General features: G+C 56.2%; 16 protein-coding genes. 5 read left to right on the top strand and 11 right to left on the bottom strand.

Annotation, left to right across the window (positions count from 1 at the left end):
• Positions 1-90 precede the first annotated feature (90 nt).
• The 3 genes from HQL63_02455 to HQL63_02445 are packed head-to-tail and all read left to right on the top strand — an operon-like array spanning position 91 to position 5,521.
• Positions 91-2,784: a hypothetical protein gene (locus HQL63_02455; GenBank protein MBF0175701.1), complete on the top strand. Its 2,694-nt coding sequence runs from the start codon at positions 91-93 to the stop codon at positions 2,782-2,784.
• Positions 2,781-3,581, top strand: a complete 801-nt coding sequence (locus tag HQL63_02450) for an ATP-binding cassette domain-containing protein (GenBank protein MBF0175700.1) — start codon at positions 2,781-2,783, stop codon at positions 3,579-3,581. The genes HQL63_02455 and HQL63_02450 overlap by 4 nt, the downstream gene beginning before the upstream one ends.
• Positions 3,582-3,601: 20 nt before the next feature.
• On the top strand, positions 3,602-5,521 hold the full coding sequence (locus tag HQL63_02445; protein ID MBF0175699.1) for a hypothetical protein: 1,920 nt from the start codon (positions 3,602-3,604) through the stop codon (positions 5,519-5,521).
• A gap of 105 nt (positions 5,522-5,626) precedes the next feature.
• On the opposite strand, the gene HQL63_02440 is transcribed toward HQL63_02445, so the two are convergent.
• The 10 genes from HQL63_02440 to HQL63_02395 form a co-directional block, all read right to left on the bottom strand.
• Complete coding sequence (locus tag HQL63_02440; protein MBF0175698.1) at positions 5,627-6,688, bottom strand: hypothetical protein; 1,062 nt, start codon at positions 6,686-6,688, stop codon at positions 5,627-5,629.
• 13 nt (positions 6,689-6,701) lie between these two features.
• Positions 6,702-7,532, bottom strand: coding sequence for a hypothetical protein (locus tag HQL63_02435; GenBank protein ID MBF0175697.1), 831 nt, complete (start codon positions 7,530-7,532; stop codon positions 6,702-6,704).
• 13 nt (positions 7,533-7,545) lie between these two features.
• Complete coding sequence (locus HQL63_02430) at positions 7,546-8,601, bottom strand: hypothetical protein (protein ID MBF0175696.1); 1,056 nt, start codon at positions 8,599-8,601, stop codon at positions 7,546-7,548.
• On the bottom strand, positions 8,598-9,407 hold the full coding sequence (locus tag HQL63_02425) for a hypothetical protein (GenBank protein ID MBF0175695.1): 810 nt from the start codon (positions 9,405-9,407) through the stop codon (positions 8,598-8,600). The genes HQL63_02430 and HQL63_02425 overlap by 4 nt, the downstream gene beginning before the upstream one ends.
• A gap of 578 nt (positions 9,408-9,985) precedes the next feature.
• Positions 9,986-11,668: a cation acetate symporter gene (locus tag HQL63_02420; GenBank protein MBF0175694.1), complete on the bottom strand. Its 1,683-nt coding sequence runs from the start codon at positions 11,666-11,668 to the stop codon at positions 9,986-9,988.
• Positions 11,669-11,682: 14 nt separating this feature from the next.
• Entirely contained in the window at positions 11,683-12,006 is a 324-nt protein-coding gene (locus HQL63_02415) for a DUF485 domain-containing protein (GenBank protein ID MBF0175693.1), read from the bottom strand.
• A gap of 427 nt (positions 12,007-12,433) precedes the next feature.
• The gene (locus HQL63_02410) at positions 12,434-14,059 is read right to left on the bottom strand and encodes a DEAD/DEAH box helicase (protein MBF0175692.1); all 1,626 of its coding nucleotides are present in this window, start codon (positions 14,057-14,059) and stop codon (positions 12,434-12,436) included.
• Between the two features lie 217 nt (positions 14,060-14,276).
• Positions 14,277-14,549, bottom strand: a complete 273-nt coding sequence (locus tag HQL63_02405) for a hypothetical protein (GenBank protein ID MBF0175691.1) — start codon at positions 14,547-14,549, stop codon at positions 14,277-14,279.
• Positions 14,518-14,781 carry a BrnT family toxin gene (locus tag HQL63_02400; protein ID MBF0175690.1) on the bottom strand — a complete coding sequence of 88 codons (264 nt, stop codon included), beginning with the start codon at positions 14,779-14,781 and terminating at the stop codon, positions 14,518-14,520. The genes HQL63_02405 and HQL63_02400 overlap by 32 nt, the downstream gene beginning before the upstream one ends.
• Before the next feature lie 63 nt (positions 14,782-14,844).
• A complete protein-coding gene (locus HQL63_02395) occupies positions 14,845-16,356 on the bottom strand; it encodes an AMP-binding protein (GenBank protein ID MBF0175689.1) in 1,512 nt (503 codons plus the stop codon).
• A 215-nt stretch (positions 16,357-16,571) separates the two neighbouring features.
• On the opposite strand from HQL63_02395, the gene HQL63_02390 reads away from it, so the two are divergent.
• Together HQL63_02390 and HQL63_02385 are read left to right on the top strand one after the other, a co-directional pair.
• Complete coding sequence (locus HQL63_02390; GenBank protein ID MBF0175688.1) at positions 16,572-17,003, top strand: Hpt domain-containing protein; 432 nt, start codon at positions 16,572-16,574, stop codon at positions 17,001-17,003.
• Complete coding sequence (locus tag HQL63_02385) at positions 17,000-17,368, top strand: response regulator (GenBank protein MBF0175687.1); 369 nt, start codon at positions 17,000-17,002, stop codon at positions 17,366-17,368. Before HQL63_02390 ends, HQL63_02385 begins: the two co-directional genes overlap by 4 nt.
• 33 nt (positions 17,369-17,401) lie before the next feature.
• Here the strand turns inward: HQL63_02385 and ppk2 are convergent, their stop codons facing one another.
• Positions 17,402-18,346 (bottom strand): polyphosphate kinase 2, encoded by a 945-nt coding sequence (gene ppk2 / locus HQL63_02380; protein ID MBF0175686.1) that lies wholly within the window; start codon positions 18,344-18,346, stop codon positions 17,402-17,404.
• Between the last annotated feature and the right edge of the window lie 107 nt (positions 18,347-18,453).

Raw genomic sequence — 18,453 nt, 5'->3', positions numbered from 1 at the left:
GCTCTCTCGTGCGTCCCCCGGCTCGTTTTTTTGCAAGCTGCCATTTGTCGGGTGGAAAACGTCAGCGTGAAAGGCGGAATGAACGTGAACATGGGATCCAGATTGACAAAGAGAGAGGGGCGCCGCATGTCGGGATGGCGGAGAGTTCTCCTTGCAGGTATGGCGGGCACATGGTTGATCCCGACTCCGGTGGATGCGGCCATGCAGACCAAATCTGGTTCCGGAAGTTGTGCCGGCGTCGATTTTGCCCCACTTTACCAGGACAAGGCGCTCAAGTGGAGTGGCCCGGTGGTGCGTGTGCTGCGGGGGAAGGCGCCGGTGCTGGATAAACCGCAGTCCGGGACCAGAGTCGGGGAGTTGGTTTTTAATCAGACGGTCGAAATCCTGGAGGAGTCCGGTGATCGGCTCAAGGTGCGTTCGGCCCGCCTTCAGGAGCAACCTTCCCTGACGGGGTGGATGGCCAAATCGGACCTTTTGTGCCGTGACCTGCCCATCAAGGGCGAGTCTGGATTGGAGACCAAATTTTTTGTACGGACCTCTCCCACGGCCCGGGATGAGGAGAACAAGTCAGATCCCGCCATCCGGGTCTTTCAGGATCCGGAGATGACGGAGTGCGTCGGGGGCAACGGACATTGCCGGGAGGGTGCCTCGCGCTTCCACATGTATTTTGTCATGGATCAGCGGGGAAGCTCCCTGCTCCTGGCCGACCGTTTTCGCCTGAAGGATGATGACCTTCTGGTTGGCTGGGTGAACGAACGCGATGGGTTTGCCTGGGATAACGCTTTTGGGTTGCGCCCACGCGAGGATATCAAGGCGCCGGATGGACAGGGTCCAGGCACAGTCTGCACCTACGAACGTTTGGAAGATGCCGTGATGCAGTCGGTCTCCGCCTGTAGTCCGGTGGAGGGCGGCAACAAATGGTTCAGATCCTCGGTGCGGATTCCTGTGTTGGATATGGTCGATACCCGTGGCCGTCATGTGGAGCCTGGTGATTTATCGGACGTGGGCAGTGGGGAGGCGCGCCGTTTTTACAAGGTGGCCTTGGCTCGTCCCGGCCTGGTGGGGCGCCCGATCGGCAATGGCAAGTTTGCCATCTCCCCGGGGTTGGCTCAGCGTATCATGCCCGAGTTCAAGTCTCTCTCCTCCAAGAAAAATGTCGATATATTCTTCGTCCTGGATGCGACTGCCAGCATGGATGCCGTGATTGATGCCGTGCGTGGCACCAGTCAAAAGCCCGGAGTCATCCAGGAGATCATTCAAAGCCTGAAGGGGAGGCCGGGCTTCAAGGAGACGCAGTTTCGTTTCGGTTTCCGGGTTTTTCGGGACAACTATGCAGACAAGTTGGTTCCCAACTCCCCGGGGGATGGTATCGGAGAGGGGTATCCTTTGCCCGAGGCGTGCAACCTGACCCCGGAGCAGCAAACCAGAAGCTATGACGATTTTCAGAAAGCCATCTCCCAGGTCAGGGTGACGGTGGACGATCAGGATGACTACGAGGAGAATCTTTACGGTGGCATCCATCAGGCGCTCGCCGAGGATATCAAGTCGTGCCCGGACCATTTGAAGCTGATGTTTGTCATCGGCGACAGTGGTTATCGCAGCGGCATTCCCTACGTGGATGGAAGGGGCAGGCATTTTGAACGGGCCAAATACCGGCGTCCCGTCGATCGGGAGACCCTGATCGCATTGTTGCGGGGCGGGGAGAAGCCGGGGGTCAAGGCCAACAACGTGCTTTCCTTCATCATTCAGACGCCTGCTCATCCGGAGAGTGCCAAACGTCCTGAACTCTATAACGTGGCCTACGCCAAGTTTGAAAACCAGTTGCGTCATATTTTGCAACAAAGCCTGCCGGGAGACAGTTCGGACAATGAACACTTTTTCCGCATGGATGAAGCGAAGTTGCTCGCCAGGCTGGTCGGTACGGTGGAAAAGTTGGGGGGCAGCACTCTGATCAACGAGATCATCCTGGATATTCATGGTGGTGCCGCGCTCAATACCGTTATCGAGCGGTTGCGTCGGGAGCGGGTGGATATTCCCGGGGTCTATTGGCACATTCTGAAGCAGGGGGCTTGCGGCGATTTGGGTGATCAGTGCGAGCGTCGGGTTTATGACACCACCTCGGTGGGGTATGTGGAGGCCAACGACAAGGTGGTGGAGGATTTGTGGGTGGACAGCAGCACGCTCTCCTCTTGGATTCGCATCCTGAAGGGATTCGAAGGATATCACGAGTTGCCGGAACCCCAGTTGCGGCGGGCATTGATCAGCGCCTTGGTGCTGGGTTTGCAGCAGGAGATTCGGCGGCCTCCCCTGGATGTTTCCGGTGAGACTCCAGCCGAATATGCACAACGCCGGGGGGGGTTGCCTGTGCGGAGGCATAGCCCGCTGTTGAGTTACCAGGTGCCGGCTCTCTCCGCTGAAAGGACCATGCGGGACAAGGACAAGCATCTTGTTGTTGCCGATGCCAACGGTAAACCCATCCTGTACAAGGAGAGGCACCCTATTCAGGCCGTGACCTATTGCGAACTGAAGCGCTTGGCCATGTGGGCCATCAGCTCCAAACAGATGTTGGAGATTGTTGAACGGGATAACCAGAGGCCCGACTATCGCGTGTTGCCCGGCAACAAAGTTTTGCATTGCCCCGATTCGACCGACAATGGTCGGGCGTTGCAGCAGATGATGGGCAATGTGACGGCGGCGCCTCTGGGACCGGATAAGAGTTACCGCTATGGCCATGAGTTTGGCGGTCGGCGGGGCTATTGGGTTCCCCAGGATTTTCTGCCATGACCTGGGGGGTGGAAATCACCGAAGCCGAGGTTGGGTGGGGTGATACGTTCAGGCTGACTGTGGATGATATCCATGTTGAGGCCGAGACCATTTCCCGTCGGTTGCCGGTGTTGGGGCGCAGTGGCAGCGGCAAGAGCACCTTGTTGTATCTTCTGACTTTCCTCAAGCGGCCCCGGCAGGGAGAGGTGCGTTGGGTCTTTCCCAATGGCGCCCAGGTTTACTGGGGCGCCAGAGGTCTGGAGAGGCGGCGATCAGACCTGGATTTGACTGAGTTGCGGCGGCGTTACTTCGGTTTTGCCTACCAGCGCAGCACCCTGACTCCCTATTTGAGCGTGGGGGAGAATCTGCGATATCCCCTCCAGTTGCATGGGGGGTTGCCCCGGCATGAGATCGAGGAGCAGGTTCATATGGCTGTCGAGCAGGTCTTGATTTGTGGTCAGGGGGAGGATATGTACCACAGCGAAAGTCAGGATGTTGTGGGTGCTTTCCTGAAGCGGTATCCGAATCAGCTCTCCGGTGGGCAGTTGCAGCGGGTTGCCTTGGCTCAGGCGATGATTCACAACCCCAATGTGTTGTTTGCCGACGAACCCACAGGCAACCTGGATGCCGCAACCCGCAAAGAGGTCATGTCTGTGGTGGATCGTTGGCTGGATCAGGGTGATCGTTTGTTGATCTGGGTGACGCACCATGTTTCCGACGCTGTCGATCCCCGGGTCACGCATCGCATTTTGGTATCGCACGGTCATTGTCAACTTCAGGGGCGGACGCGCCCGCCGGTCACGGAAGCGGTTGCATGAGGCGCCAGGCGGGTCACTCCATGACTGAAGCGCCTCGTCGGCGTTCCGGCTTTTTCCCCGTTTGGGTCTCGCTGGGGGTGCGGGCGTTTCGCCGCTCGTTCTGGTGTCGTTGTTTTGGCTGTGAAGCGGGGGGCCGGGATTTTGTCTGGTTAACCTTATTGTTGACCCTGGTTATCACCATGACGTTGGTATTTGTCGGAACCCGGGCGGGGTTTCTTGACCGGTTGGCGGATACCTTGATTGGCCATATCGAGCCCAATGGGGTTCCCATATGGGTGACTTCCCATTGGGAAAATCAGCAGGGGATCGATTCCGATCTGCTGCGCAAGCTGACCGAGGTCAAGTTGCCGCTTGCGCCGCATGATTCGCCACCCGGCGAGGCTGCATCGGGCGGCAAGGTTCCGATGACCGTGTTTCCTTACAGGCGATTGGGGGATACGCAACCCGGTGTTCACCTGCCCGTGCAGCAGGCATGGAAGGGGAGTTCTCCCTTTTCCGGCTGGGCTGTCAATCCTGACGATCCACTTTGGAAGCTGTCCAGGGGCGGCTCCGCCCGGTTGGGAATGACCTACGAGGATGAACGCTCCCCCTGGCTTGGTCTTCCCCTTGAGGTGGTGCTCAACGCGGCCCAATTTCGGCGTCATTTTGATTATGTGACCTATCGGGAAGCGGTTGCTCCTCGTCTTGCCGAGCTGAAACGTCCGTCCCTGCCGCCGACGTTGGATTGGGACAATCCAGAGCGGGCCTTGGACTTTTTGTGGATGCGGGTGACCGTTTCTCAGGAAGAGCGGTTGGTGCCTTTCAAGGTTCATTGGGTGAGTCATATTCCCTCCATGGAGCCGATTGCTTTCCTCTTTCCTCTGACGACCTACCATGCCCTGTTGGCCGCGCACCATTTGCCGGATTTGCGTTATCAACCGGAGAACGAGGGACGGGGGGATTCCTTGCAGGACCATCTGTTCTTGACGCGGCCCGATTATCCTCGGGAGGCTATGACCCGATATGCGGCTTGTATACAGAAGGAGATTGGCAGTACGGGTATTGGGGATCTTCCGGACGTATCGCAGAAGAAGTGCCCTTTGCCGCCGGATTTGGTCAAACAGATCGGCAGTGACGCGAAGGCCGGCGAGGCCTCATCCTGGAAGGGGGCGCAGTGGGATACGCTCAACCACGACCGGAACCATCAGGTGTGGGTTCCTTGCCGGAGGCTCTCCCAGGGCGATGCCCTGCGGCATGCCCTGTGCCGGGGATCTGGAGTGGAGTCGGCGGGGCACGTGTTCGTTCCCTGGGATTTGACACATGCTGGCCTGGCTTTCTCCACGGTGCATTTGTTTATCCCCAATGCCAGCCATTTGGCGCGGGTGATCGAGCAGATTCAGGAGATGCGCACCCAGGATGGACGACGGGCTTTCAACATTCACCCCACCTATCTGGATGCCATGAGTCGTTTCAACCTGTTGAGCGACATGTTGGGGTCGTTGATTCCTGCCTTCGCCGGGTCGTTTTTGTTGTTGTTGACTGCTTTGTTGTTTGCCCAGATCGGTGGCGTGATGGATCGGCGGCGCAACCATTTTGGCATCCTCATGAGCAGGGGGTTTTCCTGGTTGACCATCTATGCCAAGGTCATCTTGCAGATGATCCTGGCCACGTTGTTGGGGAGTTTGGTGGCTGTTTTTGGTTTGGTGCCGACGTTACGTTGGTTCATGATGCGTGATTTCAACCTGGTTCTTAGCCGATACTCGGAGTTGCTTCCCCCGAATCACGGGCTTGAGATCATGCCTCTCTCCTGGCAGCCCATTTTTCTGACCGTGGCGGGTGTCGCTGCTGCCGTGATTCTTGTTGTGGTCATCCTCTTGCTGCGTATTCCACTCTGGTGGAAAACCACCCCGTCCGATCTGCTGCATGGCAGTTATGCCAACTCTGAGCGGCATGTGGCATGACCATGTGGGTTGGGGTTGCCTGAAGGTGTTATGGCAGGCATGGCGGGACCGCAGCCCCGCCATGGTATGCCGTCCAGCGTGTTCAGGTTTGGTTGTTGGTTGTGGTCACATCTGCCAGGGTTGGATGGTGCCGCCTTGGGGCACACCCCGCATGTTTTGCCCGAGGGAGAGGTGTTTTTTGAGTTCGGACACCAGGTTTGGTTTGATCCGATTTTCCCAATCGTCGATGCGTGCCTGCCGGTTGTTGGCGGATGGGAGTTGTCCGTTGCCGGGGTTGTTTGTTTCTGGTTGCATGGGTGCCATCGGGCTGTTCATGGCGTTGCTGTCACTCCCGAATGGTTCTTGAGGACCGCCTGGTGCGTTGTATCCCTGGTGAGGAGGGGTTTTTGTGTTTTGTTGAGATGGTTTGCGCCCCATGGCCTGGTCCAGGCGACCGGTGCGCGCCATCTCCTGCAACCGGCTGTAATCTGCCTGCACCTGCTCCGGTTTAAACTTTCCTTGCCTGGCCATATGGGTGCCGGCTATCTCCAAAGTCTTGTAGAAGGCCATCTCCTGTTGCTGGGTGGTCAATTTGACCACACCAACCTGGGCCGCCAAGGAGGCCAATTCACTCAATATTTCCAGGCAACCTTGCATGGCGATCTCGCCGGGTATGGGGAGGCCTCGCATGTTGGCATCCGCCAGGATTCGTTCTGCGACCATATAGGTTGATTCTGCCAGGGCCTGAATGGGATTCTCGTCCTGCATGCGGCTCATGAGGGTCGCTGTAACCTGCATATGGCTGAGAATTTTGATGGCATTGAACACAAACTTGTCATACAGAGCCTGCTCTTCCTCGGATGGTGTGGCATGGTGGTCTCCGTCCACCGGGTCATCCATACCGGGGATGGCGGAACCCCAGGCCGCCGCCGGATCGTCCGGGTAGGTCGAAGTTGACATGGGTATTCCGGCTTGGGCATGGAGTTGTTGATGCGACGCTGACCAGCCTGTATCTCCGGAAAATGGTTGCATCCCTGGCCCGGATGGAGAGTGAGCGCCGGCAGGTTGACGTTCTGGAGGTGCCATGATTCCGGGTGGTGGTGTGGTTTCAACCCGATCTGGTTGCATGCGCAGGGCTTGCAAACGTTGCAACGCAGCCGGATTGTTCGCAAACAAACCGTTTTTCACGTTTATCCCCCTTTCAAATGACAATCGGTTTTGTCGAGTAGCTGTTGCGGAGGGCATCCAGATTGGCTTTGTTCGCAGCGATCTGTTTGTCCAGGATTTTGTTGTTGATATACCCATTGAGAGCCGTATTGGCCAATGTTCCGATGCCTATTGTCTTGAGCCCATTAGGTGGGAACCAATCCTGGTAGGCAGGCGGCAATTGGGGCTGCGGCAATGGAGTGACCAAAGAGCTGTCCGCGACTCTTGATCCGTAGAGAGATGGCTGTGAAGCATCGGACAGCGCATTCGACGTGCCCGACGAGCCAAAGGTTGTACTGTTCTGGGATGTGGCCATGTTTTGGGATGGAGATGTATTCGAGGCCGGGGACCACGCATATGATCCTTCGGTGGGGTTGACTGAGCCCGGGGGGGGTGCGGCATTGAAGTAACCTTGGACGCCACCCGCCGCAGCGCCCATCAGGCCGCCTGTCAGCATCCCACGGCCAATGTCGCCATGGGTCAGGGCCGATACGCCTCCGCCAAACATGGCGCCGGTTGCAGCCCCGGATATGGCCCCTGAAACCATGGATCCAACTGTGGGCCCCATGGCGCTGCTGGCTGCTGCCGCAGCTGTGGAAAACATCCCTGTTGTTGCGGTTGCCCCGGTCAGGCCCGCGCCTGCCGAGGCGATGCCGGACAAGACGCCACTTCCTCCGATGGTTGCGCCGGGCAGAGCCAGGCCAGCTGCTCCGGCAGTAAAATAGGCGGCTCCCACCACCAGGGCGGATTTGAGAATGGAGCTGCCCGTGATGGCTTTTGTCACACTTTTGAATGCTCTTCCAATGGCTCTGCATACACCGCTCATATGATCTCCACTCCTACCAGGAAAGGTTGACGCCATACATCCCTTTGATGGCATTCACGTTTCGTTTCATGATGTCGTTGATGGTGGTATACATGGCATTCCGTGACTCTTCGGACAGGTTTGTATTGCTGTTGATCTGGGCATAGGCCTGGTTCCAGTCGGTGGCAAAGTTGCGCAGGGCAACGGCCATGTTGTTCTGACGATCTGCTGCCAATTTGTCTTGATCCGATTGCCAGGCCGAGTTGAGTTTGGTTTGTTCGATCTCTCTGGTGATGTTCTGCTGTTGGGTATCGAGCGCCTGTTGCTGATGAAACCGTTCCTCTCCCTGTTGCAGGGCATACTTGTTGTTGACATCGGCCAATCCCAGTTGATGTGTGTATCCCTGGTTATCCAGTTGCAAGGCTGCCGCTGCCTGGTCGGCGTTCAACACCCGCTGGCTGCTGAACTGCTGGTTGCCGAGATCCAGGGCATAGCCGTGTTGCTGGCTGGCCAGTCCCAATTGCTGGGTATACTGTTGTTCGCCCAAGTCCAGGGCATATTCGTGTTGTTTGCCGGCCAGACCCAGTTGTTGGCCATACTGTTGTTGCGACAGGTCTTTGTTGAATTCGTGCTGTTTACCCGCCAGCCCCAGTTGTTGACCATACTGTTGTTGCGACAGGTCTTTGTTGAATTGAAATTGCTGACTGGCCAGGTGGGCCTGATTTTGGGTCTGGGCAGAATCCAGTTGCAGTTGTTGCCCAAATTTTTCCCGATTCTGCCCCAGGGTGTATTGATTTTGTTGTGCTGCCAGACCCCGGGTTGCTGTGGCCTGGGCATCTTGGCTGGCCATTTGGGCGGCGGTTTGCAGCGAACCTTCCGTTCCTGCCTGAACGGCCATACTGCTGTTCAGGAGTCCACGTTGGTTGGCCGCCTGTTTGGCCTTGGTTTGCGCCTGTTGGAGCCAAGGATTGGCAGGCGAGAGGTAGGGAGCCACATGTTCTCCGACGGTTGTGGCCCGGCCTCCGTCCGGGTTGGTTGCAGGGGTTGCGAACAGCCCGTTTGGTTGCAGATTCCAATAGGCTTCAGTCATTTGGCACGTCCTTTCGTGCGCAGTTGTTGGCGAAAATAGGCGACTTGTTTGCCAAAGGTATCCGGCAGATTCTCGCCGGTGCCCGGGCCGCGACTGGGAACGGCTGCCCCGGACTGGACCTGAAGTGCCCTGCGTTCCTGCAACTGCTTGTCTTTTTGGTCCTGAGCGGTTTTGCCCTCATCCCGGAAGGCCTTGTACTCCTTCAACAGCCAGATCACATCACCGCTGTTGTTGATCCAGTGGGCATTGCGTTCCACCACCTCGCGAATGGGAGAAGGTTGCCGTTCCAACCAGGCATGAAAATCCTGATCGTTGGCAATATCGCCATAGTCAGGGTGCTCCCGTTCCAGTTTGTTGCACTCATGCTGGGATTTGGCAAACTGGGTCACAGCTTGCAGCCACTCTTCCAGATAGTGCAGCCGCGATTCCAGCGGACCCAGCAGATCCCGGTAGTGCCCTTGTTTTTGCATTTGTTTCCATGCGTCTGCCCAGGGGTAACGATGGTTGCCGGATGGTTGCGCTGACAGGTTGGTCGGGTGAAGGTTTTGGCTTTGTGCGAGTAGTTGGTCGTTTTGTTTGCGCAATCGACCGATATGGGAGTTGTATTTGTGCATCAGGTCGACGTATTCCTGCCGCAGATGATCCAATGCCTCGTCCCAATTATGGAGTGTTTCATCTCCAAGACGTGCCGTGCCGGCTTGGGTGTTGTTTGCCCCATCGTTCGGGTTGTGGTACGCATGGGCTTGATCAGGGACGTTGTTTCCCCGGGATTTGTTTCTTTTTTTGGCGCGGAACTCACCAACCATTTTTCCAAAATCCTGTTCCTGTTCCTCTCCTTGCAGCTGCGGATCCGGCCTATGACTTTGCTTCTGTCCTTGTCCAGACCCTCGATGCGTTTGCGTCTGGTTTTGTGTTTGTGAATGTTGTACGGACACAAGTGCACGTTTTTTGTTGCTCATCTTGACCTGACTCCTTTGTTTTCGGTTTAAACATATGTTTTTAAACGCTTCTCAACTCTCATTTTTGCGACCGGCGCCATGCCAGTGCGCACCTCCTTTCCGGTATGCAACAACCCGCCGTGGAGACAAAATGCACTTGAAAGGGTGCTGAACAGTGATCTGAATTTTTTTGTTTCGGTGCGGGTTGATGACAAAGTGGGCACAAAAAAACCCGCCACGGAACGCTCCGGGCGGGTTTGCAAGAACAGGGACATCCAAGAGGGGGAAAAACACCCCTGGAACAAAAGGCGACTTACAGCATACACAATTCGGAATTCTCTGGAGTTTACTCCTTCACTTTGCGCCCTGCAAGAAATTATTGCAGGGCGGTGCAAAAAAACCGAGAATTCTTATTTTTTCACCAACCCGATTGCAGGCCACTCTGCTCAGTGCTTGGAGGCACCGACCGAGCCAATACCCGTTTCACACCGGACGAGTTGTGCCTCGTAGGCCAACTTTTCGTTCTTGGCGCGCTCGCTGCGATCTGTGATGGAGAAAAACCAGGTGGCCAGGAAGGCCAGGGACATGGAAAATATGGCCGGATCCTTGTATGGGAAAAGCGGCGCCGGATATTTGAACACGTCCACCCATACGGTTTTGGAGAGCAGCACCATGACGACCGTGGAGACCAAACCCAGGGTGCCTCCGATCACTGCTCCCCGGGTGGTCAACCCCCGCCAATGGATGGAGAGGAAAAGGATCGGGAAGTTGGCGCTGGCGGCGATGGCAAACGCCAGACCCACCATGAAGGCCACGTTTTGTTTCTCGAACTGTATGCCGAGATAAATGGCGACACAACCGATGACCAGGGCGGCAATTTTCGAGATCAGTATCTCCTTTTTTTCATCGGCCTGACCCTTACAGATGGCATTGGCATAAATGTCGTGGGAAACGGCGGAGGCTCCGGACAAGGTCAGACCGGACACCACCGCCAGGATGGTGGCGAAGGCCACGGCGGAGATGAATCCAAGGAAGAGGTCGCCTCCCGTGGCGTGGGCCAGGTGAATGGCGGCCATATTGTTGCCACCTACCAGAATGCCCTTGACGCTATCCATGTAGTGCGAGTTCGGCGCAACCAGCAGCACGGCCCCAAAGCCGATGATGAAGGTCAGAATGTAGAAGTAACCGATAAACCCAGTTGCGTAGAATACCGATTTTCTGGCTTCCCTGGCATTCCCGACGGTAAAAAAGCGCATGAGGATATGCGGCAGGCCTGCGGTGCCGAACATGAGGGCCAAACCCAGGGATATGGCGGAGATGGGATCCGATACCAGCCCGCCGGGTGCGAGGAAATTTTTGTCTTGTGCCACCATTTTTTTGTGATCGGCCAGAGGGCTGTGCCGGATGGCCTCCACAGCTTCCCTGAAAAAACGCTCCAGATCGAACTGAACGTAGGAAAGTGCGGCGAAAGCGATGAAGGAAGCGCCGGAAAGCAGCAACACCGCCTTGATGATTTGCACCCAGGTGGTGGCCAGCATGCCGCCAAAAGCCACATAGAGGATCATCAGGGTACCTACACAGACCACGGCGTAGGCATAGGGCAGGCCAAAAAGGGTCTGAATCAACTGACCTGCGCCCACCATCTGGGCGATCAGGTAGAGTGTGATCGTGCTCAAGGTGCCAAAGGCCGACAGCGTGCGCATGGGTACGCGCTGCAAACGAAAAGAGACGATATCGGCGAAGGTGTAACGTCCCAGGTTACGCAACTGTTCGGCCATCAGAAACAGAATGATGGGCCATCCAACCAGAAAGCCGATCGAATAGATGAGACCGTCGTAACCTTTGGCGAACACCATGCTCGATATGCCCAGAAAAGAGGCAGCGGACATGTAATCGCCGGCAATGGCCAAGCCGTTCTGGAATCCGGTGATACCGCCGCCGGCGGCGTAAAAGTCCTTCGTGGTTTTGGTGCGGTTGGCTGCCCAGTAGGTGATGCCCAGGGTGGTGGCGACAAAAATAAAGAACATGACGATGGCCGTCACGTTCATTTTTTGCTGGGGAGGGGTTGGTGGGACGTTTGCAGCCCACGCGGCCCAAGGTATGAAAGAGAGGGTGCCTGCCAGGAGCATGAGAGTGCGCGGAATCATTTCGCCATCTCCTTGATCTCGCTCGTTAACTTGTCAAACAAGCCATTGGCGCGCACGATGTAGATCCAGGTCAGGATGAACGCCGCAACGATGATCCCCGCCCCGACGGGAATTCCGACGGTAATGATCCCCACACCAAAGGGGGCTGCAAGAATTTCGGGTCGGAAGGCAATCAGCAGGATAAAGGTATAGTAGAGAATCAACATGACGATGGAGAGGAGCCAGGCAAAACGCCTGCGTTTGGTGACCAGCTCGTGATACTTCGGATTTGCAAGGATCCGATCAAATTGCGCTGTTTCAAGACCACGTTCTTCCGTCATCTTTTCCTCCGCTGGATTGATGTTGTTCCGACAGGTATCCAGGGATTTTTCCAAACATTTTCCGGCTCGGGAGCCGAGAAAGAATCCGGATCAATCCACGGGATTTGTGTAGACGAAACATGGACCGGAACGAACGCATCAAAACCGTTGATTCGTGTCCCGCCCCCCCCATCCAACGTTTCTACAGGTCAAACGACAGCAAGAAGTTACCCCTCCCGGTACAGCTTCCACGTTTTTTTATCTATGTTTCTTGTAACAATCCAGCACCCGGCAACGGATCGGGATCGCAACGACTCACCCCCCGACTACGCATCGGGAGCCAGGGGGATGACTACCTGACAGAGGCTTTCATGCACAAGCCTCTTTTTTTTGGCAAGGGCGCCCGCCCTTGCCGAATGGAGGTTACTACACAATTGCTGACAAACATTCAAGGGACTGTTCTTGAGACAACCTGGCGTTCCCTTTTGCCGGTCACCGGAGCGGAACGTTCTTTTTGTCTGGGATTTGCGGTTCCGTTGTTGCCGGTTTTTGTCCAGGAGGGACGTTGGCGGTTTTCTTGCGGGTTGCTTTCGACCAAACGTTTTTTTGGTCTTTGCCCATTCCGGGGTGATATCTCCTCCTCCCGATGGCGTTCGGATTGTGCCTCAGCGGTGGCCCGGGTCAAAATTTTGCTGGCGATCGAGCCATCTTTTTTTCCGGTGTGTGCTGTGCGTTGAGGGGAGTTGGTGCGGTCTCCGGGGGAGTCGGCGATGTTGCGGCGGGAAGCGTCCTGCCGATGTCCCTTGTTTTGTGTGGATGGGCGGCCACCACGGGAGAGACGGGCTGGGACGGACACGCCCAGGGAGGCTTTGGCGACGGCATCCGCGTGGTAAGGGTGCTCCTCCTCGACAGGAAGGGTCTGGCGAATAGTGCGTTCGATATCGCGGAGGTATCCGCGTTCGGTGGCGTCACAAAAGGAGATGGCAGCCCCTTCACGGCCAGCCCGGGCGGTACGTCCGATCCGATGAACATAACTTTCTGGTTCATTGGGCAGATCAAAATTGATGACGTGACTCACGCCAGCCACGTCGATGCCCCGGGCGGCGATGTCGGTGGCCACGAGAACCCGGATCTCTCCTGACCGGAACTGTGCCAGGGCGCGTTCGCGGGCTCCTTGTGACTTGTTGCTGTGGATGGCTGAAGTGCCGATATTGGCGCGCTCCAGTTGTTCGACCAATCGGTTGGCGCCGTGTTTGGTACGGGAAAAAATCAAGACCCGGTCGGCGGTTTTTTGTGCGAGAATTTTTTTCAGCAGGTGGATTTTATTGGCTTTTTCCACAAAAAACACTTTTTGTTCGACCCGTTCGACGGTGGTGGCCTGAGGGGTCACCTCGACCCGTGCCGGGTGGTGCAGAATGCCGTTGGCCAGTTCGGTGATGGTTTCTGGCATGGTTGCCGAGAACAGAAGGGTTTGACGTTTGGGGGGCAAGGCGGCGATCACCTTGCGCACGTCGTGGATGAACCCCATATCCAGCATGCGGTCTGCTTCATCCAGGACAAAAACTTCCAGACGATCCAGCCGGAGGTGTTTCTGGGCATACAGGTCCAGCAGGCGTCCGGGTGTGGCCACCAGGATGGCCACGCCCCTGGCCATGGCCTGGACCTGGGCATGTTGTCCGACGCCGCCAAAAATCACCGTACTGGTCAACCCCAGGTGACGGCCATAGGCGATGAAGCTGGCATGGATTTGCGCCGCCAACTCCCGGGTGGGTGTCAGGACCAGAACCCGGGCAGCGCGCGGCCCGGCTTGCCGTTTTTCTCGTGCCAGGCGATCCAGGATAGGCAGGGCAAATGCAGCCGTCTTGCCGGTGCCTGTCTGGGCGATACCCAATAAATCCTGTCCATCCATGAGGATGGGAATCGCCTGTTCCTGGATGGGGGTGGGGGTTTGGTAGCCGGCTTGCTGCAAGGCGCGTTGGATGGGCGGTAATAGATTAAGCGAAGTAAAGTCAGTCACACGATCTCTTTCACGGTAAAGGCAGGAGAGGGAACCCGGATGTTCCCAACTCCACATGGACAGGAAACCTCAATAAATTCCGGGTTCGTGGGTTCTGTCCATGCCGTGTCGCAGCGTTGACGCCCGCACCGGACAGGCTGTGGGGCGCGAGACCTGCAATCAGGGTATGAATCCGCGAAACAGAAGGTGTCGAGATCCCCGAAAACAATGGATCCGGGTCATGGCACAATGACCATGAACGGGCTGTTTGTCAATGTGTGCTACCGACTGTGACTCAATAATCACATGAGGCCGAAATCACCTCCGCATCGAAACTTACGATGGTGGAGACCTTCGTGTCGCTACCAGCAGGACGGCCACGGCCCAAGGTTTGACGAAAGGCTGACTTGCCTTCCTCTGGAGAGACCTGACGGTCACCGATCAGCCAAACTCCTCTTTGAAAATCGCCATCGGTCATCTCGGGAATGTCTTCATATTCCTCTGAGGTCACGATATGCGCATCAACCTTCACCAAGTCACTTCCGATAGCGCGCTTGTTCTCGTTCATTGGCCTTACTCATCGAGAAAATGTGACGGGTCTCTCCACGTTGAACATACCCAACCACGACTAGACGACCCTCCAGGAAGCCATAGCATATCATTCTCTGTTCCCCATAATCATGTCGAATGTCCGCGAGTTGATGGACTTGGCCTGCAAACACCAAAGGCGCGTCATCAAAGTCCAGACCACGTTCTTCAAGGGTCTTGTCCCGTTTGACGGGGTCGTAGGTGATCTTCATTCCGTCTGCTGTCGTGACGTATATTGCCTTCTGGACTCCGACTCCCCTTCCTGCCTCGTCCGATCAAGCGGATGGAGCCATCTGCGCCCCATGAGATTGCCCTGATGCGTCGCCGGCCATGGTGCGATTGGCCATGTCGCGCAGCCCCATTCGGTTGATTTTGCCGTTGGCCAGCAGGGGAAGGGCATCCAGACGTTGCAGGTGGTGGGGGTGTTTGAAACGGACCAGACGTTTGTCGAGATGTTGGCGCAGTTCCCTCAGGGTGACATCCCGTTTGCCAACATAGTAAAGAAAACCGACTTCGGTCCATTTGGGGTCGGGAACAGCCACGACGACCGCCTGGGTGATATCCGGGTGGGTCAGAATGTGTTTTTCCACCTCTCCCGGGTAGACGTTTTCGCCACCGGAGATATACATCTCTTTTTTTCGGCCCACGACAAAGAAGAAACCTTCCTGATCGAACCGGACCAGATCTCCGGTGCGAAAATAGCCTTCCAGGAGGGATGCCTGGAAGAGCGCTTCGTTGCGCCAGTAGCCTTTGCAGAGGTGGGGTCCACCCAGGAGCAGTTCGCCGGTCTGATCGGGACCGACCGGGTTGTCGTTCTCATCCACCACCTTGACCCGGGAGTGGCGCATGGGCTTGCCGATGGAATCCGGTCGTTGCCAACAGGCATCCGTATCCAGCAGAAAGCAGTTTGGACCCACTTCGGTCAGGCCGAACCCCTGCTTGAAGGGGACTCCCCGGGCATGGTAGGCCTGGATCAGGGATACGCTCAAAGGGGCCCCCCCCGACAACAGGCATCGGATATGGGAAAATGGGGTTGTGGGAAAATCCGGGTGATCGTGAATGGCTTGGAACATGGTCGGGACCGCCCAAAAAATGGTGATTCCCTCTTCCCGGACGGCTTGCAGGACGCCACCCGGGTCGAAACGGTCAAACAGCAGCATTGTTCCGCCGATTGAGAGCAATGGCAACAAAAAGACGTGGTAGGCTCCGGTATGAAAAAATGGGGTGTTGACGATACTGACATCGTCAGGTTCCAAAACTCCTGAATCAACGGTGGCGCGAATATTGGCCATGATCATGGCGGCGTGGAACAAAACGCCCTTGGGGTTTCCCGTCGAACCGGAGGTGAAGAGCATCAGCATGGGGTCGTCATCGTTCACGACATGCGTCGGAGGTGGAGATTCCGGGACATAGATGTCGATCGAAGCCAGGTGGATATAGGGGAAATTTTGCCCGGTTGGAGGGTCGATGGCGCCCAGAAACAGTTGTGGCTCGACCAGATCGAGAATGTCGGCCAGTTCCACAGGGGGGAGCCGATGATTCAACGGCACCAGAATGGCGCCCACCTTGGCACAGGCAAAAAACAGCAGGATATGTTCCACACAGGCCGGGGCCAGGAAGACGATGCGGTCTCCCGGACCGATTTTTTGGGCATGCAGGTAGCTTCCCCACCGTTGGATGGTGGTCTCCAGGGTTTGATAGGTATAGGTGGTGTTGCTGATTTTATCGATGATGGCTGGGTGCTGCGGTTTTTTCTTTGCGAATAAACCTACAAAATCTTGCCACATGGTGACATCTTTCCCCCGGAAAGGATGGTGATGGACCCTGACCCGCGCAGCGACGCATCCACGGAAGTCTCCCAAGGGTGCGAACCCTCTGCTCGCGCCCCATGCCAGGGTCGCGGAGGCCTGAGGAAAAGCCTTTGATTGCATGCCACAATGATTCCTGGCATTGAATGCGCGCCCGATGAAGTGTTATACAACTTGTCTGGGAAGGATGGCGAGTGGATTTTTGGGGGGAGAGTGTGGGTGTGATTGCCTTGGACTCTTTTGTCATTCTGGACCGGAATGTCCTTGTGGGTTTGCGGGGCGATCTGGAAGAGGAGTTTGCCAACGTCCTTGAGGTTTCTCTACAGGCCATGACAGAACGAGCGCTTGCTGCCCGGGATGCCATTGCCCGGCAACAGGTCGCTTTTGTTCGTACCGCAGCTCATCAGATCAAATCCAACAGTCGGCAGTTGGGGGCCATGCGTGTGGGCAGGGTTGCCGAGCAGTTGGAAAAGCTTGCGGCCACGGTCCCTCCTCCCGATCTTCGGGAGTGGGGGGGTGTTTTGGTCGATGAGGTTGCACTGGCCAACAGGGAGATTCTCGATTTCGTGGCCTCCTTGCCAGGGGAGTTTGCCATGCCAGAGGCAGAAAGTGTGAGGGATCCATGAGCAGCAAGACGGTTTTGGTGGTGGACGACAGCAGTCTGGCCCGCATGATGATGAAAAACGTTTTTGGCCAGGCTTTTCCTGATTGGAAGATTGTCGAGGCCAAGGATGGCAACGACGGGTTTGCACAGGCTGCCCTGCATGTCGTTGATCTGGCGCTGATCGATTACAATATGCCGGGTATGAATGGGATCGATCTGGCAGCCAAACTCCAGGAACTGAACAAGGAGATGCGCATCTATCTGGTCACGGCCAATGTTCAGGAAAAGATGCGCCAGCGTGCCGATGCCATGGGGGTCGGGTTTATCATGAAACCCATCAACAAGGACAAACTGGCGCAGGCGATGGCAGGCAAGGGCTCGAAGTAAGGTATTTGCGCGGGTGTCTGCCGGGGTGTGATTTTATTTCGTTTCCCCTTCCGGGGCGTTGAAATCCCTGACGAAGGTCTGGTCGGTGATGGGTGGGCGTACATACCCCTCATTAGGTTTACGGGGCGGCAGCTTGAGTGGCTTTGGCGTCAGATCTTTGTAGGGGACCATGCTGAGCAGGTGGGTGATGCAGTTGATACGGGCCCTTTTTTTGCAGTCGGCATCCACCACGTACCAGGGGGCTTGTTTGATGTCGGTGTGGGCGAACATTTCATCCTTGGCGCGGGAGTATTCAACCCAGCGGTTGCGGGACTCCATGTCCATATCACTGAGTTTCCAACGTTTGCGGGGATCTTTGACCCGATCCTGAAAACGTTTTTCCTGGACATCATCGCTCACTGAAAACCAATATTTGATCAAGATGATGCCAGACCGGGTCAACATGCGCTCGAACTCGGGACAGGAGCGCAGGAACTCGCGATATTCATCTTCCGTGCAAAATCCCATGACCCGTTCCACGCCGGCGCGGTTGTACCAACTCCGGTCAAACATGACCATCTCGCCACTGGTGGGGAGGTGGGGTACGTAGCGTTGAAAATACCACTGATTTTTTTCACGGGTGGAGGGTGTTCCGAGGGCGACCACCTTGACGATACGCGGATTCAGCCGTTCCATGATGCGTTTGATGACACCCCCTTTGCCTGCTGCGTCGCGGCCTTCGAAGATCACCACCACCCGCAGACCTTTTTGTCGAATCCACTCCTGGAGTTTGACCAACTCCACTTGCAGCTTGCCCATCTCTTTTTCAAAAAGACCGGTGGAAATATCCTTGCCCTTGTCTGCTGATTCTTTGTGATATTTCAAATATTTTTTCTTGTTTGACTTTTTATCCTTTTTTTTCTTCTTCCCCTCTTTTTCCGCTTGATCGGTTCCTTCGTTGTCCTCTTTGTTATTTCCATGTTCGAAATTGTTTGGCATGATTGTATCCTTGTTGACGTATGGTGGTTTTTGGTCTGCCATTTTTTCTGGTCATGGTTGATGGTTGGTCATGACCCAACGCCCTTGCAGGAAGGGCTGGGCATGGA

This window comes from Magnetococcales bacterium, from assembly GCA_015231175.1.
Taxonomy (GTDB): domain Bacteria; phylum Pseudomonadota; class Magnetococcia; order Magnetococcales; family DC0425bin3; genus HA3dbin3.
This window is presented reverse-complemented; position numbering and strand designations above follow the sequence as displayed.